The following is a 21,734-nucleotide window of genomic DNA, read 5'->3' as shown; positions in this document are numbered from 1 at the left end:
TTATACAATGAAACAGCTTTATACTGCAGTGCTATTGGCATTGTGTCCATTATATTTTTATGCCCAAAACACAATTTCGGGCACAATAACCAATTCCGAAGATGGAGAACCGTTATCGGGTGTCTCTGTTTATATACCAAAACTTGAAAAAGGTGCTGTCACCGAGGACAACGGCGCTTATACTATAACAAAATTACCGGAAGGTAAATACAAATTAATCGTGTCCTATCTAGGGTTTGAGACACATTCCACCGAAGTTAACTTAATCCATGGTGAAAATCAGTTCAGCTTTCAAATGACTCCTTCCGCCATTGAAATTGACGAAGTTGTACTTTCCACTCCTTTTCACAAATTGCAACGTGAAAATGTGATGAAAGTGGAGCAAAAAACCGTTGCTGAACTTAAAAGCAATGGCGCCATTACACTTGCGGACGGAATCACTAATATACCTGGTGTTTCTACTGTTTCCACAGGTGTTGGAATCGGGAAACCCGTTATTCGTGGATTAAGTTCTAACCGTGTAGTGGTCTATACACAAGGAGTACGTTTGGAAAACCAACAATTTGGTGACGAGCACGGCCTAGGAATCAACGATGCAGGTATTTCCAGTGTTGAGGTTATCAAAGGTCCAGCTTCATTATTGTATGGTTCGGATGCCCTTGGTGGTGTTTTGTACTTGAATCCTGAAAGTTTTGAACTGCCAAACAACACTTCGGGGGATATTAATCTAAATTACTTGACAAACACTGCAGGTTACGGAACCAACGCAGGGTTTAAAACTTCAGGTGAAAAGTTTCGTTTTTTGGTCAGGGGCGCCTATAATTCCAATGCTGACTATGTTACTGGTAATGATGTTAAGGTAACAAATTCAAGATTCAAGGAAACCGATATTAAAACAGGACTGGGATATCAGTCCACCAAATTTAAAACGGAGCTTAGATACAACTTCAATGATTCAGATTTGGGTATTCCTGAGGAAATTGGGGAACAAAACAGGGACCGCACTCCATTGTTACCCAATCAGGTAATCAAATCTCATATTTTGAGCTCCAAGACCAATTTCTTTTTAAAGAATTCAAGTTTACAGGCCATTTTTGGATACACTTTTAATGACAGAAAGGAATTTGAAGAACATCATCATGGTGAAGAAGAAGAAGAAGAAGAAGAAGAGGAAGAAGGCCCCGCCTTATTTATGGAGTTGAGCACTTTTAACTACAACCTTCAATTTAATCCACAATGGGGAAATATCACCACAATTTTTGGTGTCCAGGGAATGCATCAGAAAAATGAGAATTTTGGTGAGGAAGTATTGATCCCTGACGCGATTACCAACGATTTTGGAATTTTGGCCACTTCACACATTCATTTTAATAAAAGTGATTTGCAACTGGGTGTACGTTATGACCTTCGTTCTATAAATGGCGAACAAAATGGAATACAAGGTGAGGAAGGCTTTATAAATGCCATTAGTAAAGACTATACAAATTTTAACCTGGCCGCAGGGTATAGAGTGGACCTGTCTAAAAATGTCTTGGCAAGAATAAACCTAGCTACAGGATTTAGAGCTCCAAACTTATCCGAACTGACATCCAATGGAACACATGAGGGTACAAATCGTTTTGAAATTGGCAACCCTAATTTGGAAAGTGAAAAGAATTTCCAGATTGACTTGGCCCTTGAGTACGAGAATAAACATGTTGAAGTCTATGCCAACGCTTTTCTGAACAGCGTTGATAATTTTATATTCATTGAACCCAATGGGGAATTTGTGGATGAAGACCCAGTGTTTTTATATACACAGCAAGATGCTACGCTATACGGAGGGGAATTTGGAATACATTTTCACCCCCATCCTTTGGATTGGCTTCATTACGAAAGCAGTTTTGATTTGGTAATCGGAGAGTTAAAAGACGATACTCCCCTACCCTTGATTCCTGCAAATCGATGGAATAATACACTACGTGTCGAATGGGATTCACCAAAGGGCTTAAAAACCAAAAGCTATGCTTTTATCACATTACAGTCAGTTTTTGACCAAAACAAAGTGGGGGAATTTGAAACAAGTACTCCGGGTTATGCTTTGTTTAACATGGGTATTGGAGGAGAGTTAAAGGTTTTTAATCAACCCGTAGGATTCAAAATCAGCGGAAACAACCTTTTTGACAAAAACTATATTTCACATCTATCGCGTTTGAAAACTGATGGCATTGCCAATATTGGACGCAACATCGCACTCAATCTGAGCATTCCATTATAAGATTGAAGAATCGTTTTTAATGTCACTTCGGGCGGAGTCGAGAAGTCTTACAATTCGAATTTATGGATTGGTCTCGACTGCGCTCGACCTGACTTGAATGACAACTTCAAAATAATCCATAAATTAATCTAGTAGTTTGTCGCCCTTTTTGGTGTTCAGGACATAGGTGTACAGCCACATCAATGTAAATGATGGAATAATATCCATACCCGGCACAAGTTCTTCCACAAAAGTAAATATACCAGCTGCCTGCCCTACTTTTCCCTTGTACATACGGGTCATAAGCCAACCCGCTGCGGGAGCCCAGATAACATCGGAAAACTCCCCTATTCCCGGAATGGCAAATGATAACATTCCTATTCCGTCGAATAACAATCCCAGTAATAAATGTTTGTACTTGGGGTCTTTTTCCTTTCCCATCGATGAAAAATAGGAAATCGAATTGAGATGGAAAAATGGATTACGACAAATCGGAGCTTATAAGCTTCAGAAACTCGTTCCGGGTTTCAATTTTTTCAAATTGTCCTCGAAACCCCGAAGTCGTGGTTACAGAATTTTGTTTCTGAACTCCCCGCATCATCATACACATATGCGAAGCTTCAATTACCACGGCCACCCCTTGTGGCTTTAAAGTGTCGTTGATGCATTCCAAAACATCGTGTGTTAAACGCTCCTGCACCTGCAATCTTCGGGCAAAAACATCTACTATGCGTGGTATTTTACTCAATCCAACAATGTATCCATTTGGAATATAGGCAATATGGGCCTTTCCAAAAAAAGGCAGCATATGATGCTCACATAACGAATACACTTCAATATCCTTTATGATCACCATATCGTCATAGTCTTCCTTGAACATGGCTCCCTTTAAAATTTCTTCGGCATTTTGCTTGTACCCCTGAGTTAGAAACAGCATTGCCTTTGCTGCACGTTCAGGGGTTTTTAAAAGTCCATCACGATTCACATCCTCTCCAATCTCATCAATTATTTTGGAGAAACGGTCTTTGACTTCATTGGTGACATTTATGTTGTATTCTTCTAAGTTTTTATATGGTGCCATGGTTATTTTACAGTGTTTAGCTTATTAGAGAAGTGTTTGTTCAGCTTTTTAATTTTAGGATCTATAATGACCTGGCAATAAGGCTGCGATTTATGGTCGTTATAATAATTTTGATGTTCTTCTTCCGCCAAATAGAAAGGTTGTGCCTCCGATACAGCGGTGACCACTGGCGAAGGAAAAATATTTTCTTTTTTCAAAAGTGCAATAAACTGTTCCGCCAACTCTTTTTGTTGTGGGGTAGTATAAAAAATCTCGCTTCGATACTGAGTCCCTACATCATTTCCCTGACGGTTCAAGGTTGTAGGGTCGTGTGTTGCAAAAAATACTTCTAGCAACTCGGTATAAGAAACTTCGTTGGGATTAAAACTAATTTGAATAGCCTCGGCATGTCCTGTTCGTCCAGTACATATTTCCCTATAAGCTGGGTTCTTTATAGCACCCCCAGTATAGCCAGACTTTACTTCATTCACGCCATTAAGTCGTTGAAAAATAGCTTCGGTACACCAAAAGCACCCACCGGCGAAAATTGCCGTTTCCAAATTCATATTGTTTTGATTGTCCATTTATAGTTGAAAAGTAAACCAAAGATGTTGATTGTACAACCAATGGTTTTAATTAAACACAATTAAAAGTCGTAATTCAATAAGAAAACTTTATTTAAAATCTCGATTTTTGCATGCTGAACAGTAATCCTTACTTTCACACCATAAAGCAACTTTAATGATCAAAGCTGTAAACATTCAAAAAAGTTACGGACAACTGCAAGTGTTAAAGGGGGTTGATCTGGAAATACAAAAACAGGAGGTAGTTTCCATTGTTGGAGCTTCCGGAGCTGGAAAAACCACCCTGTTACAGATTTTGGGCACCTTGGATGCGCCATCCAATCCTAAAGATTGTTCGCTCGCCGTAAATGATATTGATGTTTTGAAATTAAAGGATAAACCCTTAGCACGATTTAGAAATGAACATATTGGGTTCATTTTTCAGTTTCACCAGTTACTGCCCGAATTTACTGCCTTGGAAAATGTTTGTATTCCAGCTTTTATTAAAAAGACCCAAAAAGCTGAAGCGGAGAGAAGGGCCAAAGAGTTACTGGATTTTTTAGGATTGAAAAATCGATATGATCATAAGCCCAATGCTTTATCAGGTGGGGAACAACAGCGTGTTGCCGTAGCCCGCTCCCTGATCAATAATCCTTCTGTGATTTTAGCAGATGAACCAAGTGGTAATTTAGATTCAGAAAGTGCAGATAATTTGCATCAGTTATTTTTTAAACTACGTGATGAGTTTGGGCAAACCTTTGTTTTGGTAACACATAACTCCGAATTGGCGAATATGGCCGACCGTAAACTGACCATGGTTGACGGGCAAATTGTTTCTTAATTCATTTTATGACCCAATCGGAACTTAAAGAATTCTTGGATGCCAAAGTGGTCCAATATAATCACCCCAGGTTTTTAGAGGATGACCCAATACAAGTTCCGCATCGCTTTTCAAGAAAAGAGGATATAGAAATCAGTGGTTTTTTAACGGCCACCATCGCGTGGGGAAACCGAAAAAGTATTATAAAAAATTCCAACCACTTAATGGAGCTTTTGGATAATTCTCCTTATGATTTTGTGTTGAACCATTCGGAAAATGACTTGGAAAAACTGACCAACTTCGTTCATAGGACTTTTAACGGAATTGACCTTCAGTATTTTGTCCAGGCGCTGAAAAATGTCTATAAAAACCATGATGGATTGGAATCGGTATTTGCCAGACATCAAGATAAAGACTCCCTGCAAAACTCAATTTCTAAATTTAAAACCACCTTTTTTGAACTTCAACATCAACCAAGAACCCAAAAACATGTTTCGGACCCGTTAAAGGGTTCTGCTGCCAAACGAATTAATATGTTTTTACGCTGGATGGTTCGAGACAATAGCACCGGGGTGGATTTTGGCATTTGGAAAAGTTTAAAACCTAGTCAACTTTCGTGCCCGTTGGATGTCCATTCTGGGAATGTAGCCCGAAAACTGAAGCTGCTCAAACGCAAACAAAATGATGCCAGGGCATTGGCTGAGTTAGATAAAAATCTTAGAAAGCTAGATCCAACGGATCCTGTAAAATATGATTTTGCCTTGTTCGGATTGGGGGTTTTTGAAAGGTTTTAAATTCCTCCCCTATCTTTTTATTTGATGTATCTTTATTTCAGTGTTAAGTACTACCAACCACCATGGACCAATCAAAAAAAATAAGCATTGGTAAATTAGAGTTCGACTGCCGATTTTCCGGGGATAAAACCAATGAACCCGTTATTTTACTTCATGGCTTTCCCGAAACATCCATTATGTGGACCAGACTCATGAATTACCTTGCCTCTATTGGCTATTACTGCATAGCGCCAGATATGCGAGGTTATAGCCAAGGTGCTTGCCCCAAAGGGGTGAAAAACTATACCCTTGAAAAGCTTAAAGGAGATATATTTGATATCAGTGACGTTTTAGGTATAAATAAATTTCATTTGATTGCCCATGATTGGGGAGCAATCATTGGGTGGGATATTGTTTATAATAATCCAGACAGAATCATGAGTTGGACTGCTTTATCCGTCCCTCATCATAAAGCATTTGCAAAGGCCTACAAAACGGACCCGATCCAAAAAAAGAAAAGTAGATATGTTAAACTTTTTCTATTGCCTTTTATTCCCGAATATAAGATTCGAAAGGATGATTTTAAAGGATTTAGGTGGTTATGGAAAAACAGCTCACCCAAAGAAGTGGAAAATTATCTGTCTGTTTTTAGAAGAAAGTCCTCTTTGACCGCTACTCTTAATTATTACAGGGCAAATCTCGGACGAAAAAAAATGCAATCCATAGGTAATATTGAAACCCCTACCCTTTTTATTTGGGGCAATAAAGATTTAGCCGTGGGTGAAATAGCTGCCAAAGGGAACCACAAATACATGACCGGAGACTATACCTTTCTTGAAGTGGATGGCGGGCATTGGTTAATTCAGACCAATTATAACCAACTGGAGCAAGCCATAGAAAGGCACTTGGTCAAGTATAGCAATAACTAATGTTTTAGAACTAGCAATGGAGGTATTCTTTTACGGCCTGTTTATGGATTCTGCCATTTTAAGCAAAAACGGTCTTAAGCCGTCTAATCCTAGAAAGGGATACCTTGATGATTACGGCTTAAAAATTGGAAATAGAGCTTCTTTGATTCCTTCCAAGGGGGAACGGTCTTACGGAATTGTGATGACCTGTGACCAAGAGGCAATCCAAACGCTTTACTCAGAATCCAGTGTTGCCGATTATATTCCGGAAGAGGTCAATATTGTCACCGAAACCAAGGATTCGGTTAAAGCACTTTGTTATAATCTACCTTTCGAATTACTAACAGGCACCAATACCGCATATGCGGAAGCACTCCATGCCTTGGTAAAACAAAAAGGGTTTCCGAAAGATTATCTGGATAAGATCAAAAAAATGCAGTAATGTAATTCTACTGACCTGAATTACCCCTTAAATTTTGTACGATATTCCGACGGAGTCAACCCTGTATAATTCTTAAATGCCGAATTAAAGGTAGATCGGGTATTAAACCCTACTTGATAGAAAATATCCTTAATCGTTTTTTCATGATTTTGAGGATTTTCTATCAATTCCAAGGAAGCCTTAATGCGCAAACCGTTGATTATGTTCAAAAAAGAATCTCCATAATGATGACTTAGATAACGTGATACATGGTATGAAGACACCCTTAAATCTTTTGCTACTTTTTGCTGGCTTATAAGAGGGTCCGTAAAAACCTGGGGCTTGGTAATGTATTCCGAAAATTCTTTTTGGAGCTTTTCCAATATATATTTGGGCAAATCAGATTGGTCTTTTATGCCAAACTTCGATTTTTTGGAGGCTAAAGAGTGAACTAGGTAAAGCAAGGAAAAAGCCAAAATAGATTGTGATACTACGTATAATACCCAAGCCATGGTTTCTGAAATAAGGTTCAACCTCCACCATAGAACCAGTTCCATGGTGTGGACTAAATAACTAATCATCCACAACCCTAATATGGTCTTAACAGCTGACCAGCCAACCTTTGGGAATATCCTATTTTTAAATTTACCCAATATGTAAGCAGCGTAGATTACAAAGTGTACGAATGCAAAAATGCTCATTAACGCTTCGTCAATCGAGGTTGTCCAAAACAAGAAAAGGCAAACTAGAGCAGGAATGGAATGTACCAACATTGTCCAACGTAGATGGTCATATTTGAGGCTAGATAGCATAACAGGTCCCAAAAGAAAATTGAAAAGTACGTAGAGCGGATGCAAAGAATCCATGAATCCCGAATATCCGGGCAGCCAACCCGTAAACTTCAGCATGCTCCATAACAGACCCCATATGTTTATGATGAGAATGGTCGAAATAGCCGGTGCCCAAACACGTATGGTCAGTTTCTCTTTGTGGTTTACAAGAATGCCAAGCACAAGTCCAGACAAACAGAGTATCAAAAAGTTTAAAAGACTTTTGATCCAAAGTAACTCGTTCATGTTCAAATGTCCTTAAATGATATAAAAGCGAGGTTCGAATTAAATAATTCCTATCAATATTAAGAACAATTCGGATAATATTGGTGCATGAACAAAATCTTATTTGCGGTCATTTCATTGTTAACCGTTGTAGGGAACGCACAGGAAATTAAGTTTATTAAAAAATTGCCCTTTCCAAATAGTATCGTAAGCAGCGAGTTAACCATGAGTCTTTATAACAATCATCTTATCGCTTCGATACTTACAGTAAATCCGAATGCATTGACACCCACTTATGGAACCCTTTTAATGGAATCTTACAATTTGGGGAAGGATTGGGCCATTCGACCAGCAAAGCACACCAAAGAGGCCGCGGACCCTTGGATAACCATGCTTGGCGGTAATAAATTTGTTTTCACAGATATCAGTGAAGGAAACCGGTTTCATTTACAAAGTTTCGTAACCAACAATGGAAAATGGGAGCAGCCCATTTCTCATGGAGTGGGACATGATTATGCAACCGTACTGTCCGATTCTGGAAGTAGTTACATTTTTTCGACCCAAAAGGTAGGGTCCGACATGGTTCTTTATGTGTACAAAACCAAAAATGGAACCTCGAAAAAGCGATCTATTGAGGTTTTTAACGGAGTAGATTTGAGTTTTAAAAAACCTGTCTTTGTCAATGACCAGATTGCCATTCCAGTAGTATTGAGGGGTAGTTGGAATGGCAAATCAAGTACTAATTTTGGTCAGATGACCAGTTGGCTTTTAATGCTGGATAAACAAAGTTTAGATGCTTCCACTCCATTACTGATCACACACCTTTCGGGAGCAAAGCATCATATTTTGGTAAAAGGAATTGACAAACTCTATTACTTTTTTACCGATGTGGAAAGAAAAGAACTGAGCGTGGTTATGAGTTCCGACCTTGGAAAAAGTTGGACCAAATCAAAATTGGTTGCGAAGGGAGATTATTTAATTAACCTTGACGCTGCGGTATGGTATAAAGACCATGCCGTGATTGTTTTTACAAACGAAGAATCAAAAGGAAGTTTTCAAAAATATGTATTGCACATAAATGAAAAAATGGAAGCTTCAAATCCTATTAAATTGGGGAGATTAAGCAGACCAGACCAACGTAACGGATGGGCTGTCAGAGCTTGGCCCCAGGGTGGTGATTATTGTGGTTTGGTTGCAAATGAGCCAGATGGACTATATATCATGTGGTCATCAGCACCTGATGGTGTTTTCAATCCTTATTTTGCGAAAATTTCCATAAAATGAAAAAACTTTCAATTTTAATCTACTTTTTTACCTATTGTTTTTTTGCGCAAAGTTCGGATTCACTAAAAATTAAGGCCGCAGAATATATATCAAAACTTCAACCCTCACTTTTTGACATTAGTGAAACCGTCTGGAGTTATTCAGAGCCTTCTTTTATGGACCATCGAACATCAAAATTGTATAAAACCATATTAGTAGAGGAAGGTTTCAGCCTTGAAGAAAATATAGGCGGTTATCCAACTATGTTTATTGCCTCGTTCGGAAATAAAGGTCCGATAATTGGAATTCTTGCAGAAGCAGACGCAGATAGCCCTCTGGAACCAATAGAACATTTGGATTTACCAAATTCCGATTTCGGACATGGAGCGGGACATCATTTACTTGGCACAGGAAGTCTTGGAGCAGCTTTAGTACTCAAAAAACTGGTTGAAAAGGAGAAAATTGATGCTCAAATTAGGTTTCTTTTCAGTTCTGGAGAAGGTAGCCTGGGCGGTAGGGTACCAATGGTGAAAAATGGGCATTTCGACCATATGGATCTGGCATTCTTTTGGCATCCGGCCCCGGTAACCTCGGCAAACCTCTCCAAATGGGATGCCCTTATCGATTTAGAAATAACCTATGCGGGTGCGAATGCATTAAAAAATGCTATGATTCTTGTTAATTACTTTGAACAACTTAAGAAAGAACATAGCACCGATGCCCTTCTAAGAGCCAAGATTCAAAACACCGCATACAATCTTGCCGTACCTGACGATAGTGTCAAACTTCAACTAAGAATTCAACATTCCACACAAGAGGAGGCCATTTCAATATTTAGCAGCTTAAAAAAATATCTGGAAACCCAGAAAAAAGATATTCAAGTGCAGTGGAAAGTTTTTAGAGGTTTGCATGAGTTCATCCCCACATTAAGCGGTAACCAACTCGCCTATCATCATATTTCGGCTTTGGAGAAAAGAAAAGTGACCAACAAGGATATAAAGCTTTCAAATCTTATATATCAACTTGCTTCTGAAGAAAAGGGTCTCTTTTTAACAGACCCCTTACCCTTTAAAAAGCAAAGATCAGAAGGGCTATATGGCTACGCAAGTGATATTGGCGATGTTAGTTGGCAGGTACCATTAATTTCATTTGTTATTGGTTGGATACCATCGGGGCTTTCAATGCAAAATTGGGAAGCAGCAGCTTTTGGGAATAGTGAATATGCCAAAGCTGCCATGATTCATGCCATAAAAACAATCACATTTACAACGCTTGATTACTTGTCAAATCCAGATGCGCAAAAACAAATCAAGTTAGAGTTTGATACTAGAAAAAAAGGAAGGCATTATTTTGATGAAATAGAAATTCATGACTTACCCGCCTCGAAGGAAAAAAGGAGTTATTAAGGTGGATTATTCATTTCCAAATCAAGAGAAAACATATTTAGTATTAAAAAGTAAGTTCATATTGCCATTTTTTCCTCTACCGACGTGAAAATATGGTCTACAATTAAAACTATACCTATATGCATAATCTCTAATATCCCTCTTTCTGAAGTAGAGCATTATCAAAAATTTAAGTTAAAATCTCCAAAACTGGAATATCTCTATCGAAATGTGATAAATTTAGTTCCCTTAACACAACTATACCTTTACACATGGCTTTAAATGACTCCTTTGGGGTGGAAAATTACGTTCCAAACGAAAGTAGATATGATAAGATGCAATACAGACGTTGCGGTAACAGCGGACTCCTTCTCCCTAAGATTTCCTTGGGGCTCTGGCACAACTTCGGACACACAAACGATTTCAATAACGCACGTCAAATTTTAAGAACTGCCTTTGACAATGGGATAACTCATTTTGACCTTGCAAACAACTATGGTCCACCCTATGGAGCGGCTGAAGATAATTTTGGTCGTCTTTTCAATAAAGATTTTAAAAATTACAGGGATGAATTGATTATCTCCTCAAAAGCTGGATGGGATATGTGGCCGGGGCCTTATGGTAACTTCGGCTCTAGAAAATATTTAATTGCAAGTCTAGATCAGAGTCTGAATAGGATGGGACTTGATTATGTGGATATATTTTATCACCATAGGCCTGACCCTGATACTCCTTTGGAAGAAACCATGGGAGTACTGCATCATATGGTTCAACAGGGCAAAGCACTTTACGTGGGTATATCCCAATATAGTGCCGAGGACACCAGAAGAGCATACGATATCCTAAAGGACCTTGGAACTCCGTTGCTTATTCACCAGCCGAGATATAATATGATGGACAGGTGGGTGGAAGATGGACTTCTTGATGTTTTGGGTGAAAAAGGTATTGGTGCTATACCATTTTCACCTCTAGAACAGGGTATCCTTACCAATAAATACTTAAAGGGTATTCCAAAGGATTCAAGAGCTGCAAAGGATGCCCGTTATTTAAAGTCTGACCAAATCACGCCCGAGCTTTTGGAAAAAGTCATGAAATTGGATGCCATTGCCAACGCAAGAAACCAAAGTTTGGCTCAAATGGCCTTGGCCTGGGTATTAAAAGATGAGCGTATCACAACTGTTTTAATCGGTGCTAGCAGAACAGAACAACTTTTGGACAATATAAAGGCTTTGGACAATCTGACCTTCACCAAAGAAGAGCTTGAAAAAATTGAAGCAATTTTAAAATAAGGGAAAACCAATATTGTAAGAATCTGACTAATTCAAATATAAAATGAAACCGACATGAAAAAAATCCAATTCATGCTGTGCATCATCCTGTGCAGTACACTTGCGCTTGCCCAAAATAGAAAACTCCCGGCGGATACCACTGTTACCACCCAGCACAATGTTACCATCAATGGTTCAAGTTTAAGCTATACAGCTACCACGGGCACACAACCTGTTTGGGACGAAATGGGCGAACCCATCGCTTCCTTACATTACACCTACTACACCAAAAACAATGTAAAAAATAGAGCTGAACGCCCGCTGTTGATTTCTTTTAACGGAGGTCCAGGGTCCGGTTCTGTTTGGATGCACCTTGCCTACACCGGCCCTCGAATTTTAAAGATTGACGATGAGGGCCACCCAGTGCAACCTTATGGGGTAAAACACAATCCATATTCTGTTTTGGATGTGACGGACATCGTATATGTAAATCCAGCAAACACGGGTTATTCCAGAACCATTCCAGAAAAAGGTGAAAAGGTGGACCGTGACAAATTCTTTGGGATAAATGCCGATGTAAAGTATTTGGCCGAGTGGCTAAATACTTTCGTTACAAGAAACAATCGTTGGCGCTCCCCCAAATACATTATTGGTGAAAGTTATGGAGGAACCAGGGTAATGGGGCTTTCATTGGCTTTACAGAACCAACAGTGGATGTATTTAAATGGGGTGATCATGGTTTCTCCGGCAGATTACAAAGTAATTCGCGTGGGTGGACCGGTTTCAAGTGCATTGAATCTGCCCTACTACACAGCAGCAGCATGGCATCACAAGGCCTTACCAACTGAACTTCAAAACAAAGATTTATTGGATATTTTGCCAGAGTCAGAGGAATACACTGTCAATACTTTAATTCCTGCCATTGCCAAGGGAGGTTTTATTTCAGATGCAGAACGGAAAAATGTCGCCAAAAAAATGGCCTATTATTCAGGATTACAGGAAAAAGACATCCTAGACCATAATCTGGATGTACCCACACAGTTCTTCTGGAAAAATCTATTGAAAGATAATGGCGGATACAATGTTGGAAGGTTGGATAGCCGCTATCTAGGAATCGATAGGCAGCTTTTTGGGGATAGTCCCGATTATTCTGCGGAGTTGACTTCTTGGCTGCACAGCTTCGCCCCTGCCATCAACTACTATTTACAGGAAGAATTAAAATTCAAAACTGATATCAAATACAATATGTTCGGTCCGGTGCATCCATGGAACAATGAGGATGACAACACTAGGGATAACCTCAGACAGGCCATGGCACAAAATCCATATCTGAATGTTTTGGTACAATCCGGTTATTACGACGGAGCCACTACTTACTTCAATGCCAAATACACCATGTGGCAGGTAGACCCAAGTGGCCGCATGAGAGATCGTTTCGAGTTCAAAGGCTACCGTTCAGGACATATGATGTATCTACGACGTGAAGATTTGAAAAAAGCCAATGATGACTTACGGGCATTTATTCTTAGGACTTCGGCCACAGGTCAAAGCGCAAAATATTAATCCTGTTTTGATATAGAATCCCATGAGTTGGATTAAAGTAATCGAATACGAAAATGCCGACCCACAGCTAAAAAGAATCTATGATCGGGTCAAAGGACCAAATAACAATGTAGACAACGTCCTCTCTATTCATAGCTTAAGGCCACATTCCCTTGTTGGGCATATGACACTCTATAAAAATGTGTTGCACAATTCCAACAACGAACTTCCCAAGTGGTATTTGGAGGCAATTGGCGTTTATGTAAGTTTCCTTAATAAATGTGATTATTGCGTCAAACATCATTTTGAAGGGTTCAAAAAATTGTTGAATGAGGATGAAAAATCTGAAAGCTTTTTACAAGCCGTTAAACTTGATGACCTAACCACCTTTTTTGATGAAAAGTTTTTGGCTGGAATGGCGTATTCCAAAAAATTGACCTTGGAACACCATGCAATTGTCCAAGAAGATATTGTTCTCCTTAAATCCATTGGTTTTAGTGATGGGCAAATCTTGGAAATAAACCAGGTCGCAAGTTACTTTAACTATGTTAATCGAACCGTTTTGGGGCTCGGTGTAAACATAAAAGGTGATATTTTAGGATTATCCCCAAATGAAAGTGGAGATCCCAATAATTGGAGTCATAAATAACAACTATGAGAATTGCATCCATTGACATTCTAAGAGCCCTGACCATGGCACTCATGATTTGGGTAAATGATTTTTGGACCTTAACCGAGGTTCCAAAATGGTTGCAACATGCATCTGCAACAGAAGATTATTTGGGATTTTCCGATGTGATTTTTCCTTTATTTCTTTTCATTGTAGGACTCAGTATTCCATATGCCATTCAACATCGACTTTCAAAAAATGAAAGTACAATAACCATTGGGAAACATATTCTAATCCGCTCATTCTCCCTTTTGTTCATTGGATACTTCATGGTCAATTATGAAACGCATCATGAAACCATGGGACTGGGCAAATATCTTTGGTGCTTCCTGATGGCGTTGGCCGTGGTTTTGGTTTGGATGAATTGGAAAAAAAGTCCACTTCCGAAAAAATGGCATATCGTTTTTCAAGTTGTTGGGCTGCTCATCTTTGCGTATTTGGCCATTGTATATAAAGGTGGTAACTCTGGAGGAGACTGGATGAAACCTCAATGGTGGGGCATACTCGGTCTTATAGGTTGGGCCTACCTTGCCAATGCACTGGTATATCTTTTTACCAAAGGTAATTTATACGCTATGTTGGTTTTGTGGCTATTATTCAATGTGTTGTCGGTTTTATCCACAGCTACTGATTTATTGCACTTTGATGGGATTTTGAGCACTATATCCCCCCTTTACTCCGGAACCATTCCTGCATTCACATCCGCTGGTGTTGTTGCTTCCCTATTGTTTCAAAGATTTGGTAAGTCCAATAATAAATCTTCTTATGCCATACTAATGGTATTGGGCATAATTTGTTTGGTTTATGGGCTCGGAACCAGACCAATTTGGGGTATTTCTAAAATTCAAGGAACGCCATCGTGGATGGCCATATGCTCGGGCATAGGCTTTTTGTCCTTTGTCTTATTACATTATATCGCAGACGTATTGAAAATTACAAAGTGGGCAGATTTTATAAAACCAGCAGGTACGGCAACCTTGACTTGCTATATGATTCCCTACTTTGTTTATCCTTTGCGAAACTTAAGTTATATTAGATTGCCTGAAGTTTTAAACTCAGGCGTCGTAGGATTACTCATTTCTATGCTGTTTGCACTCTTGGTTGTTGTTTTTACTGGATGGCTGGAGCGTAAAGGCTATAAACTAAAATTATGAGAAAAATTATTCTTTCAGCTGTTGTGTGTGTGTTTTGCCTGTCGGTTACCAGGGCACAACAAATTCCTTCAAAAACATGGCAAATTAAAACCGCTGTTATGGCTGTTCCCCAAGATTATAAAGATGGTGCAAAGGTTTACGGGTACAATTCCGAAGGAAAATTTACTACCCTCCGTGAAGGCACCAACGATTATATTGCCTTGGCGTCCGACCCAAAAAGAGAGAAATTCTCAACCGCGGCTTATCATAAAGATTTAGAACCGTTCATGGCGCGTGGAAGAGAGTTAAAAGCTCAAGGGAAAGAAGCCCAGGAGATTTTCGACATCCGTGAAGAAGAAGTGAAGGCTGGCAAATTACAAATGCCCGATAAAGCAACGCTATGTGTTTTTACAGGAACGGTGAATTCTGAAACCATGGAAATTGAAAATCCATATGTCCGCTACGTCTTTTATATTCCCTATGCCACAGGTGAATCTACCGGTTTACCTACCACGCCCACTCCCCCAGGCCATGCATGGCTAATGAACCCAGGGACACATAGGGCACATATTATGATCACGCCCCCAAAGAATTAGGCATGATTGCTTTACGCCGCTATCTAGTTGGTTTTAAAAACAAAATAATTCAATGCAAAAATTTAAAATACTATTTCTTATTGTGCTCTCCTTTTTAGGTTTCTCGAAAAAAATCGATGCCCAAGATTGGGCAAATCTCCAAAAATACCAGGAGGCCAATGCAACATTACCAGCTTTGACAGATGGTGAAAATCGAGTAGTTTTTATGGGCAATTCCATCACGGAAGGATGGTCCATTGCAAGTCCTAAATTTTTTGAAGGCAAACCTTATATAAATAGAGGCATTAGTGGCCAGACCACGCCGCAAATGCTTTTAAGATTTCGTCAAGATGTAATTGCCTTACAACCAAAAATCGTTCTTATCCTAGCGGGTACCAATGACATTGCAGGGAATACAGGTCCCGCTACCTTGGAGCAGATTCATGATAATATCCTATCTATGGTGGAATTGGCTGAAGCAAACCGAATTCGTCCAATTATATGTTCGGTGGTTCCCGCCTTTGACTATCCATGGCGTCCTGGCCTGAATCCCAATGTAAAAATTCCTGAGCTGAATGCCATGCTTCAGGCAACTGCGAAACAAAAAGGACTAATTTATCTGGATTATTTCAGTTCCATGGCCGATAAACGCAATGGGCTTCCCGAAGCTTTGGCCGAGGATGGTGTACATCCTACCAAAAAAGGGTATGCCATAATGGAAACATTGGCTGAAAAAGCCATTCAAAAAGCACTTGTAAAATGAAATTAAGCCCTATTACTTTTGTACTCTTTGCCATCGTGACCACGGCCTTTGGACAAACCAAAATTTCCGTTTCCCCTGCCATAAAAGTGCTTAAGAAGTTTGACAAGGTTAGGGATTTCACACTGTCAAAAACTGGAGATGAAGCCTATTTTACCATTCAATCAGCAAATGAGGAAGTTTCAATAATTGCAAGTTCCAATGTAAGGGAGAATGAATGGGAAACACCCAAAATTGCACCGTTTTCCGGGAAATACAAAGATCTTGAGCCTTTTTTAAGCCCAGATGGTTTGAAACTGTATTTTGTATCGAATCGACCATTGGACAATACTGGTACAGAAACCAAGGATTTTGATATTTGGTATGTAGAAAGAACTGACGTAAATTCTGTTTGGTCCGCTCCAATCAACATGGGAACTCCTGTGAACACAGAACATAATGAGTTTTATCCCGCTGTAGCACGAAATGGTAATCTTTATTTTACCTGTGACTGCCCGTCTGCGGTTGGAAGAGACGACATTTTCTATTCCAGCTTTGAAAATGGAAATTATACCTTACCAAAACCCTTGAGCCCAAATATTAATACGGAAGGATTTGAATACAATTCCTATATCTCGCAAGATGATTCTTATCTGCTGTTTGGGGGTTACAATCGTGAAGATGGCCAAGGAAGCGGTGATATTTATATTAGTTTTAAAAATCAAAATGGCGAATGGTCAAAAGCAAAACCTTTGCCCATAGGAATCAATTCAAAGTACATGGACTATTGTCCCTTTGTTGATGAAGACAACAATGTACTGTACTTTACAAGCCGTAGAAGTCTTAATCCAGATACCCCAATCCAATCCATTGAGGTACTTTCGAAATTTTTTGATACCTACCAGAATGGGAACAGCAGGTTGTACAAAGCTAAGATCAACCTAAAAGCCTTAATGGTTAACTAGCCTTCACCACTTGATTTTGTTTACTTTGCATCATGGAAAATCCCTTGGTGAGTATCCTGATTCCTTTTAAAAATACTGCGCATTTTCTTGTGGAATGTCTGGATTCCGTTATAAACCAAGAATATCAGCATTGGGAAGTATTGGCGGTGAACGACCATTCAGATGACGACAGTTTTGCGCTTTTATCAGTCTATTCAAAGAAAGACACCCGAATCAAGGTTTTCACAAATAAAGGAAAGGGGATTATCCCGGCACTACGAACCGCATATGCCAATGCTTCCGGAGGTTACATCACACGTATGGATTCCGATGACATTATGCAACCAAATAGATTGCAACACATGGTAAATGCCCTTGTTAAAAATGGAAAAGGTCATATTTCAGTAGGACAGGTGAAGTATTTCTCGGATAGCGGTATCAGTAATGGATATGCACGTTACGAAAGATGGCTGAATCAACTGACTGTACGCGGCAATAACTATTCAGAAATCTACAAAGAATGTGTAATTCCATCACCCTGCTGGATGGCTTTTCGGGAAGATCTTGATGCATGCGGAGCTTTTTTTCCCGACCGATATCCTGAAGATTATGACCTTACATTTCGATGTTATGAAAAAGGTCTAAAAGTTATACCCTGTAACACAATTTTGCATCTGTGGCGCGATTATGATAGTAGAACTTCACGAACCCACGAACACTACGCCCAAAACTACTTTTTGGAAATTAAGCTGCATTACTTTCTTAAACTGGATAGAGAAAAAGTTCGTCCCCTTGCCATTTGGGGTGCCGGTTTTAAGGGAAAAACAATTTCAAAAAAATTAGTGGAACAAAACATTGATTTTACCTGGCTTTGTGATAACCCAAAGAAAATTGGGAAAAAAATTTACGAAACTGAATTGGTTCATTTTAAAGCATTGGAAAGCTTAAAAAATCCACAGAGCATAGTTACGGTGGCCAATGAAGAAGCCCAAAGTGAAATACGCGATTTCTTCAACGGTATTGGACATCATCCAATGAAAGATTATTTCTTTTTCTGTTGAACAATTATTAATGCCCAATACACGATTAACAGTGGCCAATAATCAATCCTAATAGCTAATGTATTGTTAATTGGCTATTGTTTATTGACAAATTGTTAATCGAACATTGTTTTAATACCTATATTTGACCAATCAAAGTTGGGAATGCAGTTTAAACATCCAGAAATTCTTTGGACCCTTTTTCTTCTACTAATTCCCATTTTAATCCATCTTTTCCAGCTACGTCGATTCAAGAAAACGCCATTCACCAATGTAGCGATGCTTCAAAAAGTGGTTTCCGAATCAAGAAAAAGCAATACCCTTAAAAAGTGGCTGCTCCTAGCTACCCGTCTATTGTTGCTTGCCTCCCTGGTCATTGCTTTTGCGCAACCTTTTTCCGCCACGACCAGCGCACTTCAACAAAAAGAAACAGTTGTGTATTTAGATGATTCGTTCAGCATGCAAGCCAAATCCAATGGCATTACATTATTGGAAAAGGCAATACAGGACTTGCTAAAAAGTATGGATGAGGAGCAAGTTTTCAGTCTCTTTACAAATGAACGTTCATTTAAAAACATTACCCTAAAAGATATCCAGAACAATCTACTTTCATTGCCCTATTCGCATAAACAATTGACCTTGGACGAAATTCAATTAAAGGGAAATACACTTTTTAGTAAAGTTGATGGCACAGAAAAAAACCTTATTCTAATTTCTGATTTTCAGCATAGATTATCTCCTTCAGAATTTGCCGTTGATTCCACCTCCAATAATTATTTTGTTCCGGTACGTCCAAAAGAGTCCAAGAACGTAGCTATTGATTCTACTTATATACAAACAGGTTCTTTGGACCAACTTTCTTTAACCATACTTCTTTCTGGTGGAAGTGATGCAGAAGCACTTCCCATTTCACTGTATAACAGCGATACATTAATTGCAAAGACTTCGGCTAAATTTGAACCTAACGGCACTTCCAAAGTTGAGTTTTCAATTCCTTCCAACAAGGAAATCAATGGCCGATTACAAGTCACTGAACCTGGGTTAACCTACGACAATCAATTTTATTTCAACATCAACAAAAAAGAAAAAATAAACGTACTTGTCATTGATGAGCAGAATGTAGATTACCTGTCGCGTTTATATACTCCTGAGGAGTTTGAATTAAAACAAACCACAATTAGTCAATTGGATTATAGTGCTATTGATCAACAAAATGTAGTTATCCTCAATGGTTTAACAACCATACCCAATAGCCTGCAACAAGTATTGAGAAGTTTTAAAGCAAATGGAGGCACCTTAATTATCATCCCATCGGAGGCAGCAGATTTAACCTCTTACAATCCGTTTTTATCCGGCTATTATGGCAGCAGATTTGAAGCGGGAAACGTTGGTGATAAAAAAATCACTTCCATCTCCTTTGGACATCCATTGTATAAAAATGTTTTTGAAAGAGAGGTTTATAATTTCCAATATCCATCGGTAAATCACTTTTTCAAACTGAAATCCAAAGCTCCCAAAATATTGTCATTTGAAGGGGGCGACGCGTTTTTGGTTGGAAATGACGGCTTTTATCTATTCACAGCTTCGCTCAATGCTGAAAATTCCAATTTTAAAAATTCCCCGTTGATCGTGCCCACTTTGTATAATATGGCGGCATTCAGTTTGAGAACAGCGCAACTTTATCTCACTTTGGGTGCTATCCGAAACATAGATATTCCCATCCAGCTGGGCAATGATAATATTTTGAACGTTTCAAAAAAAGGAAACACCTTTATTCCGCTACAACAAAATTTCCCAAATAAGGTACGACTGACATTTGATGACAACCCCACTGAAGATGGTATATTTGATATTGTGAACAAGGATCAGTTTCTTAAACATATCAGTTTTAATTACCCCAGAACGGAAAGTAAATTAAACTATATAGACCTGGGCAATTTACCCAATATTAGTGTCTTGGATTCCATTCCATCCCTGTTTGATCATCTCGAATCAGAACGTAGTATTGACGCTTATTGGAAATGGTTTGTTATTTTAGCGCTGCTTTTGGCGCTCATTGAAGTAATCATTCAAAAATTCATTACATGAACATGCTGCTGAAGTCGGCCAAGATCATATCTCCAGAGAACAAGGCACTGCACCTTAAAAAAAGAGATATTCTTATTAAAAAGGGAATTATTGAAAAGATTGCAGCTTCCGTGGATGTACCCTCCAACACCAAGGTCATCGATAAAGAAAACCTGCATGTTTCCCTAGGATGGTTCGACTCGGGTGTGAGTTTTGGTGAACCGGGCTTCGAAGAACGGGAAACCATTGCGAATGGACTTAAGGTCGCCGGCCATAGTGGTTTTACCGATATCGTCCTCAATCCGAACACCAACCCCGTTCCTGATACCAGTTCTGATGTGGTTTTCCTTAAGGAAAGAGCAAGCGGCAGTGCTACCCGGGTATATCCTATGGGGACTTTGACCAAAAATGCTGATGGAGTGGATTTGGCCGAATTGTTTGATATGCAAAATGCTGGGGCCGTGGCTTTTTATGACTTTAAAAAACAAATTGCCAATCCGAACCTGCTCAAAATTGCCATGCTTTACGCCCAAAATTTTGATGGACTCGTATTTTCATTTCCCATGGATAACCAAATTAAGGGGAAAGGGATTGTGCATGAAGGAGAGGTTTCTACCTCTCTGGGGCTAAAGGGTATCCCAAGTTTAGCCGAAGAACTTCAAATTGCACGGGACCTTTTTATATTGGAATATACCGGAGGAAAATTACATATTCCGACCATTTCAACAGCCGATTCTGTTAAGCTGATTGCCAATGCAAAAAAGAAGGGATTGGACGTGAGCTGCAGCGTTGCCATTCACAACCTTATTTATACTGACGAATCCTTGAAGGAATTCGACACCTTTTATAAAGTAGTTCCACCACTACGAAGTAGCAAGGATTGTAAGGCATTGATAAAGGGGTTGAAGGATGGAACCATTGATTATGTGACTACCGACCATCTCCCAATCGATATTGAAGAAAAACGGGTTGAATTTGACAATGCTGCCAATGGAACTATTGGATTGGAATCGGCTTTTGGAATTTTGAACTCCCTTTTTGACCTAGATGAAACCATTACCTTGCTAACCAAAGGGCGTGAACGATTTGGGTTGGATAGCCCACAAATTAAAGAAGGGCACGAAGCCTGCCTAACCCTTTTTAACCCGGACACTGATTCAGTATTTAAGGCTGAAGACATACTATCCACTTCAAAAAACAGTATGTTCTTGGGAGCATCCTTAAAGGGAAAGGTATACGGAATCATGAGCAATAACCAAATTACAATCTAAC

General features: G+C 39.2%; 21 protein-coding genes. 17 read left to right on the top strand and 4 right to left on the bottom strand.

Annotation, left to right across the window (positions count from 1 at the left end; translation table 11 throughout):
• The first annotated feature begins 7 nt into the window (after window positions 1-7).
• Window positions 8-2,257: a TonB-dependent receptor gene (locus ACULLG_RS11105; RefSeq protein ID WP_452126859.1), complete on the top strand. Its 2,250-nt coding sequence runs from the start codon at window positions 8-10 to the stop codon at window positions 2,255-2,257.
• Window positions 2,258-2,380: 123 nt separating this feature from the next.
• Here ACULLG_RS11105 and ACULLG_RS11100 read toward each other — a convergent pair whose 3' ends face one another.
• Genes ACULLG_RS11100 through msrA form a run of 3 tightly spaced genes read right to left on the bottom strand, consistent with a single transcriptional unit; the run spans window position 2,381 to window position 3,862 of the window.
• Complete coding sequence (locus ACULLG_RS11100) at window positions 2,381-2,677, bottom strand: hypothetical protein (protein ID WP_452126858.1); 297 nt, start codon at window positions 2,675-2,677, stop codon at window positions 2,381-2,383.
• A 40-nt stretch (window positions 2,678-2,717) separates the two neighbouring features.
• Complete coding sequence (gene folE, locus ACULLG_RS11095; RefSeq protein ID WP_452126857.1) at window positions 2,718-3,317, bottom strand: GTP cyclohydrolase I FolE; 600 nt, start codon at window positions 3,315-3,317, stop codon at window positions 2,718-2,720.
• A 2-nt stretch (window positions 3,318-3,319) separates the two neighbouring features.
• Window positions 3,320-3,862, bottom strand: coding sequence for a peptide-methionine (S)-S-oxide reductase MsrA (gene msrA / locus ACULLG_RS11090; protein ID WP_452126856.1), 543 nt, complete (start codon window positions 3,860-3,862; stop codon window positions 3,320-3,322).
• A gap of 175 nt (window positions 3,863-4,037) precedes the next feature.
• Between msrA and ACULLG_RS11085 the strand changes: the two genes are divergently transcribed.
• From ACULLG_RS11085 to ACULLG_RS11070, 4 genes are all read left to right on the top strand, one after another.
• Complete coding sequence (locus ACULLG_RS11085; RefSeq protein WP_452126855.1) at window positions 4,038-4,700, top strand: ABC transporter ATP-binding protein; 663 nt, start codon at window positions 4,038-4,040, stop codon at window positions 4,698-4,700.
• An 8-nt stretch (window positions 4,701-4,708) separates the two neighbouring features.
• Window positions 4,709-5,473 (top strand): TIGR02757 family protein, encoded by a 765-nt coding sequence (locus tag ACULLG_RS11080; RefSeq protein WP_452126854.1) that lies wholly within the window; start codon window positions 4,709-4,711, stop codon window positions 5,471-5,473.
• 62 nt (window positions 5,474-5,535) lie between these two features.
• Window positions 5,536-6,381, top strand: coding sequence for an alpha/beta hydrolase (locus ACULLG_RS11075; RefSeq protein WP_452126853.1), 846 nt, complete (start codon window positions 5,536-5,538; stop codon window positions 6,379-6,381).
• A 16-nt stretch (window positions 6,382-6,397) separates the two neighbouring features.
• Window positions 6,398-6,802, top strand: coding sequence for a gamma-glutamylcyclotransferase family protein (locus ACULLG_RS11070; protein WP_452126852.1), 405 nt, complete (start codon window positions 6,398-6,400; stop codon window positions 6,800-6,802).
• Window positions 6,803-6,822: 20 nt separating this feature from the next.
• On the opposite strand, the gene ACULLG_RS11065 is transcribed toward ACULLG_RS11070, so the two are convergent.
• On the bottom strand, window positions 6,823-7,857 hold the full coding sequence (locus ACULLG_RS11065; protein ID WP_452126851.1) for a helix-turn-helix domain-containing protein: 1,035 nt from the start codon (window positions 7,855-7,857) through the stop codon (window positions 6,823-6,825).
• 87 nt (window positions 7,858-7,944) lie between these two features.
• Here ACULLG_RS11065 and ACULLG_RS11060 point away from each other — a divergent pair, with 87 nt between their 5' ends.
• The 12 genes from ACULLG_RS11060 to ACULLG_RS11005 all read left to right on the top strand — a co-directional run bounded on the left by ACULLG_RS11060 (window position 7,945) and on the right by ACULLG_RS11005 (window position 21,733).
• Window positions 7,945-9,120 (top strand): hypothetical protein, encoded by a 1,176-nt coding sequence (locus tag ACULLG_RS11060; RefSeq protein WP_452126850.1) that lies wholly within the window; start codon window positions 7,945-7,947, stop codon window positions 9,118-9,120.
• Window positions 9,117-10,505 carry a hypothetical protein gene (locus ACULLG_RS11055; protein ID WP_452126849.1) on the top strand — a complete coding sequence of 463 codons (1,389 nt, stop codon included), beginning with the start codon at window positions 9,117-9,119 and terminating at the stop codon, window positions 10,503-10,505. Before ACULLG_RS11060 ends, ACULLG_RS11055 begins: the two co-directional genes overlap by 4 nt.
• Before the next feature lie 251 nt (window positions 10,506-10,756).
• A complete protein-coding gene (gene mgrA / locus ACULLG_RS11050; RefSeq protein WP_452126848.1) occupies window positions 10,757-11,773 on the top strand; it encodes an L-glyceraldehyde 3-phosphate reductase in 1,017 nt (338 codons plus the stop codon).
• Between the two features lie 54 nt (window positions 11,774-11,827).
• On the top strand, window positions 11,828-13,315 hold the full coding sequence (locus ACULLG_RS11045; protein WP_452126847.1) for a S10 family peptidase: 1,488 nt from the start codon (window positions 11,828-11,830) through the stop codon (window positions 13,313-13,315).
• A 22-nt stretch (window positions 13,316-13,337) separates the two neighbouring features.
• Complete coding sequence (locus ACULLG_RS11040; protein ID WP_452126846.1) at window positions 13,338-13,943, top strand: carboxymuconolactone decarboxylase family protein; 606 nt, start codon at window positions 13,338-13,340, stop codon at window positions 13,941-13,943.
• A gap of 5 nt (window positions 13,944-13,948) precedes the next feature.
• Window positions 13,949-15,118 (top strand): heparan-alpha-glucosaminide N-acetyltransferase domain-containing protein, encoded by a 1,170-nt coding sequence (locus tag ACULLG_RS11035; protein WP_452126845.1) that lies wholly within the window; start codon window positions 13,949-13,951, stop codon window positions 15,116-15,118.
• On the top strand, window positions 15,115-15,693 hold the full coding sequence (locus tag ACULLG_RS11030; protein ID WP_452126844.1) for a hypothetical protein: 579 nt from the start codon (window positions 15,115-15,117) through the stop codon (window positions 15,691-15,693). Before ACULLG_RS11035 ends, ACULLG_RS11030 begins: the two co-directional genes overlap by 4 nt.
• Before the next feature lie 52 nt (window positions 15,694-15,745).
• Complete coding sequence (locus tag ACULLG_RS11025; protein WP_452126843.1) at window positions 15,746-16,435, top strand: SGNH/GDSL hydrolase family protein; 690 nt, start codon at window positions 15,746-15,748, stop codon at window positions 16,433-16,435.
• The gene (locus tag ACULLG_RS11020; protein ID WP_452126842.1) at window positions 16,432-17,376 is read left to right on the top strand and encodes a hypothetical protein; all 945 of its coding nucleotides are present in this window, start codon (window positions 16,432-16,434) and stop codon (window positions 17,374-17,376) included. Before ACULLG_RS11025 ends, ACULLG_RS11020 begins: the two co-directional genes overlap by 4 nt.
• Window positions 17,377-17,408: 32 nt before the next feature.
• Window positions 17,409-18,416, top strand: coding sequence for a glycosyltransferase family 2 protein (locus tag ACULLG_RS11015; protein ID WP_452126841.1), 1,008 nt, complete (start codon window positions 17,409-17,411; stop codon window positions 18,414-18,416).
• Window positions 18,417-18,560: 144 nt separating this feature from the next.
• A complete protein-coding gene (locus ACULLG_RS11010; RefSeq protein ID WP_452126840.1) occupies window positions 18,561-20,483 on the top strand; it encodes a BatA domain-containing protein in 1,923 nt (640 codons plus the stop codon).
• Window positions 20,480-21,733, top strand: coding sequence for a dihydroorotase (locus ACULLG_RS11005; protein ID WP_452126839.1), 1,254 nt, complete (start codon window positions 20,480-20,482; stop codon window positions 21,731-21,733). Before ACULLG_RS11010 ends, ACULLG_RS11005 begins: the two co-directional genes overlap by 4 nt.
• Window position 21,734 lies beyond the last annotated feature (1 nt).

The organism is Flagellimonas sp. 2504JD1-5, from assembly GCF_053618295.1.
Note: the sequence above shows the minus strand (reverse complement) of the source record. Positions and strands in the feature narration are given on the sequence as shown.

Coding starts and splice junctions, on each gene's coding strand:
- ACULLG_RS11060 (WP_452126850.1), top strand. CDS start 7,945: ATGAACAAAATCTTATTTGCGGTCATTTCATTGTTAACCGTTGTAGGG.
- ACULLG_RS11015 (WP_452126841.1), top strand. CDS start 17,409: ATGGAAAATCCCTTGGTGAGTATCCTGATTCCTTTTAAAAATACTGCG.
- ACULLG_RS11035 (WP_452126845.1), top strand. CDS start 13,949: ATGAGAATTGCATCCATTGACATTCTAAGAGCCCTGACCATGGCACTC.
- ACULLG_RS11085 (WP_452126855.1), top strand. CDS start 4,038: ATGATCAAAGCTGTAAACATTCAAAAAAGTTACGGACAACTGCAAGTG.
- ACULLG_RS11025 (WP_452126843.1), top strand. CDS start 15,746: ATGCAAAAATTTAAAATACTATTTCTTATTGTGCTCTCCTTTTTAGGT.
- ACULLG_RS11075 (WP_452126853.1), top strand. CDS start 5,536: ATGGACCAATCAAAAAAAATAAGCATTGGTAAATTAGAGTTCGACTGC.
- ACULLG_RS11065 (WP_452126851.1), bottom strand. CDS start 7,857: ATGAACGAGTTACTTTGGATCAAAAGTCTTTTAAACTTTTTGATACTC.
- ACULLG_RS11100 (WP_452126858.1), bottom strand. CDS start 2,677: ATGGGAAAGGAAAAAGACCCCAAGTACAAACATTTATTACTGGGATTG.
- ACULLG_RS11040 (WP_452126846.1), top strand. CDS start 13,338: ATGAGTTGGATTAAAGTAATCGAATACGAAAATGCCGACCCACAGCTA.
- folE (WP_452126857.1), bottom strand. CDS start 3,317: ATGGCACCATATAAAAACTTAGAAGAATACAACATAAATGTCACCAAT.
- ACULLG_RS11020 (WP_452126842.1), top strand. CDS start 16,432: ATGAAATTAAGCCCTATTACTTTTGTACTCTTTGCCATCGTGACCACG.
- ACULLG_RS11105 (WP_452126859.1), top strand. CDS start 8: ATGAAACAGCTTTATACTGCAGTGCTATTGGCATTGTGTCCATTATAT.
- ACULLG_RS11010 (WP_452126840.1), top strand. CDS start 18,561: ATGCAGTTTAAACATCCAGAAATTCTTTGGACCCTTTTTCTTCTACTA.
- ACULLG_RS11055 (WP_452126849.1), top strand. CDS start 9,117: ATGAAAAAACTTTCAATTTTAATCTACTTTTTTACCTATTGTTTTTTT.
- ACULLG_RS11005 (WP_452126839.1), top strand. CDS start 20,480: ATGAACATGCTGCTGAAGTCGGCCAAGATCATATCTCCAGAGAACAAG.
- ACULLG_RS11045 (WP_452126847.1), top strand. CDS start 11,828: ATGAAAAAAATCCAATTCATGCTGTGCATCATCCTGTGCAGTACACTT.
- ACULLG_RS11030 (WP_452126844.1), top strand. CDS start 15,115: ATGAGAAAAATTATTCTTTCAGCTGTTGTGTGTGTGTTTTGCCTGTCG.
- msrA (WP_452126856.1), bottom strand. CDS start 3,862: ATGAATTTGGAAACGGCAATTTTCGCCGGTGGGTGCTTTTGGTGTACC.
- ACULLG_RS11080 (WP_452126854.1), top strand. CDS start 4,709: ATGACCCAATCGGAACTTAAAGAATTCTTGGATGCCAAAGTGGTCCAA.
- ACULLG_RS11070 (WP_452126852.1), top strand. CDS start 6,398: ATGGAGGTATTCTTTTACGGCCTGTTTATGGATTCTGCCATTTTAAGC.
- mgrA (WP_452126848.1), top strand. CDS start 10,757: ATGGCTTTAAATGACTCCTTTGGGGTGGAAAATTACGTTCCAAACGAA.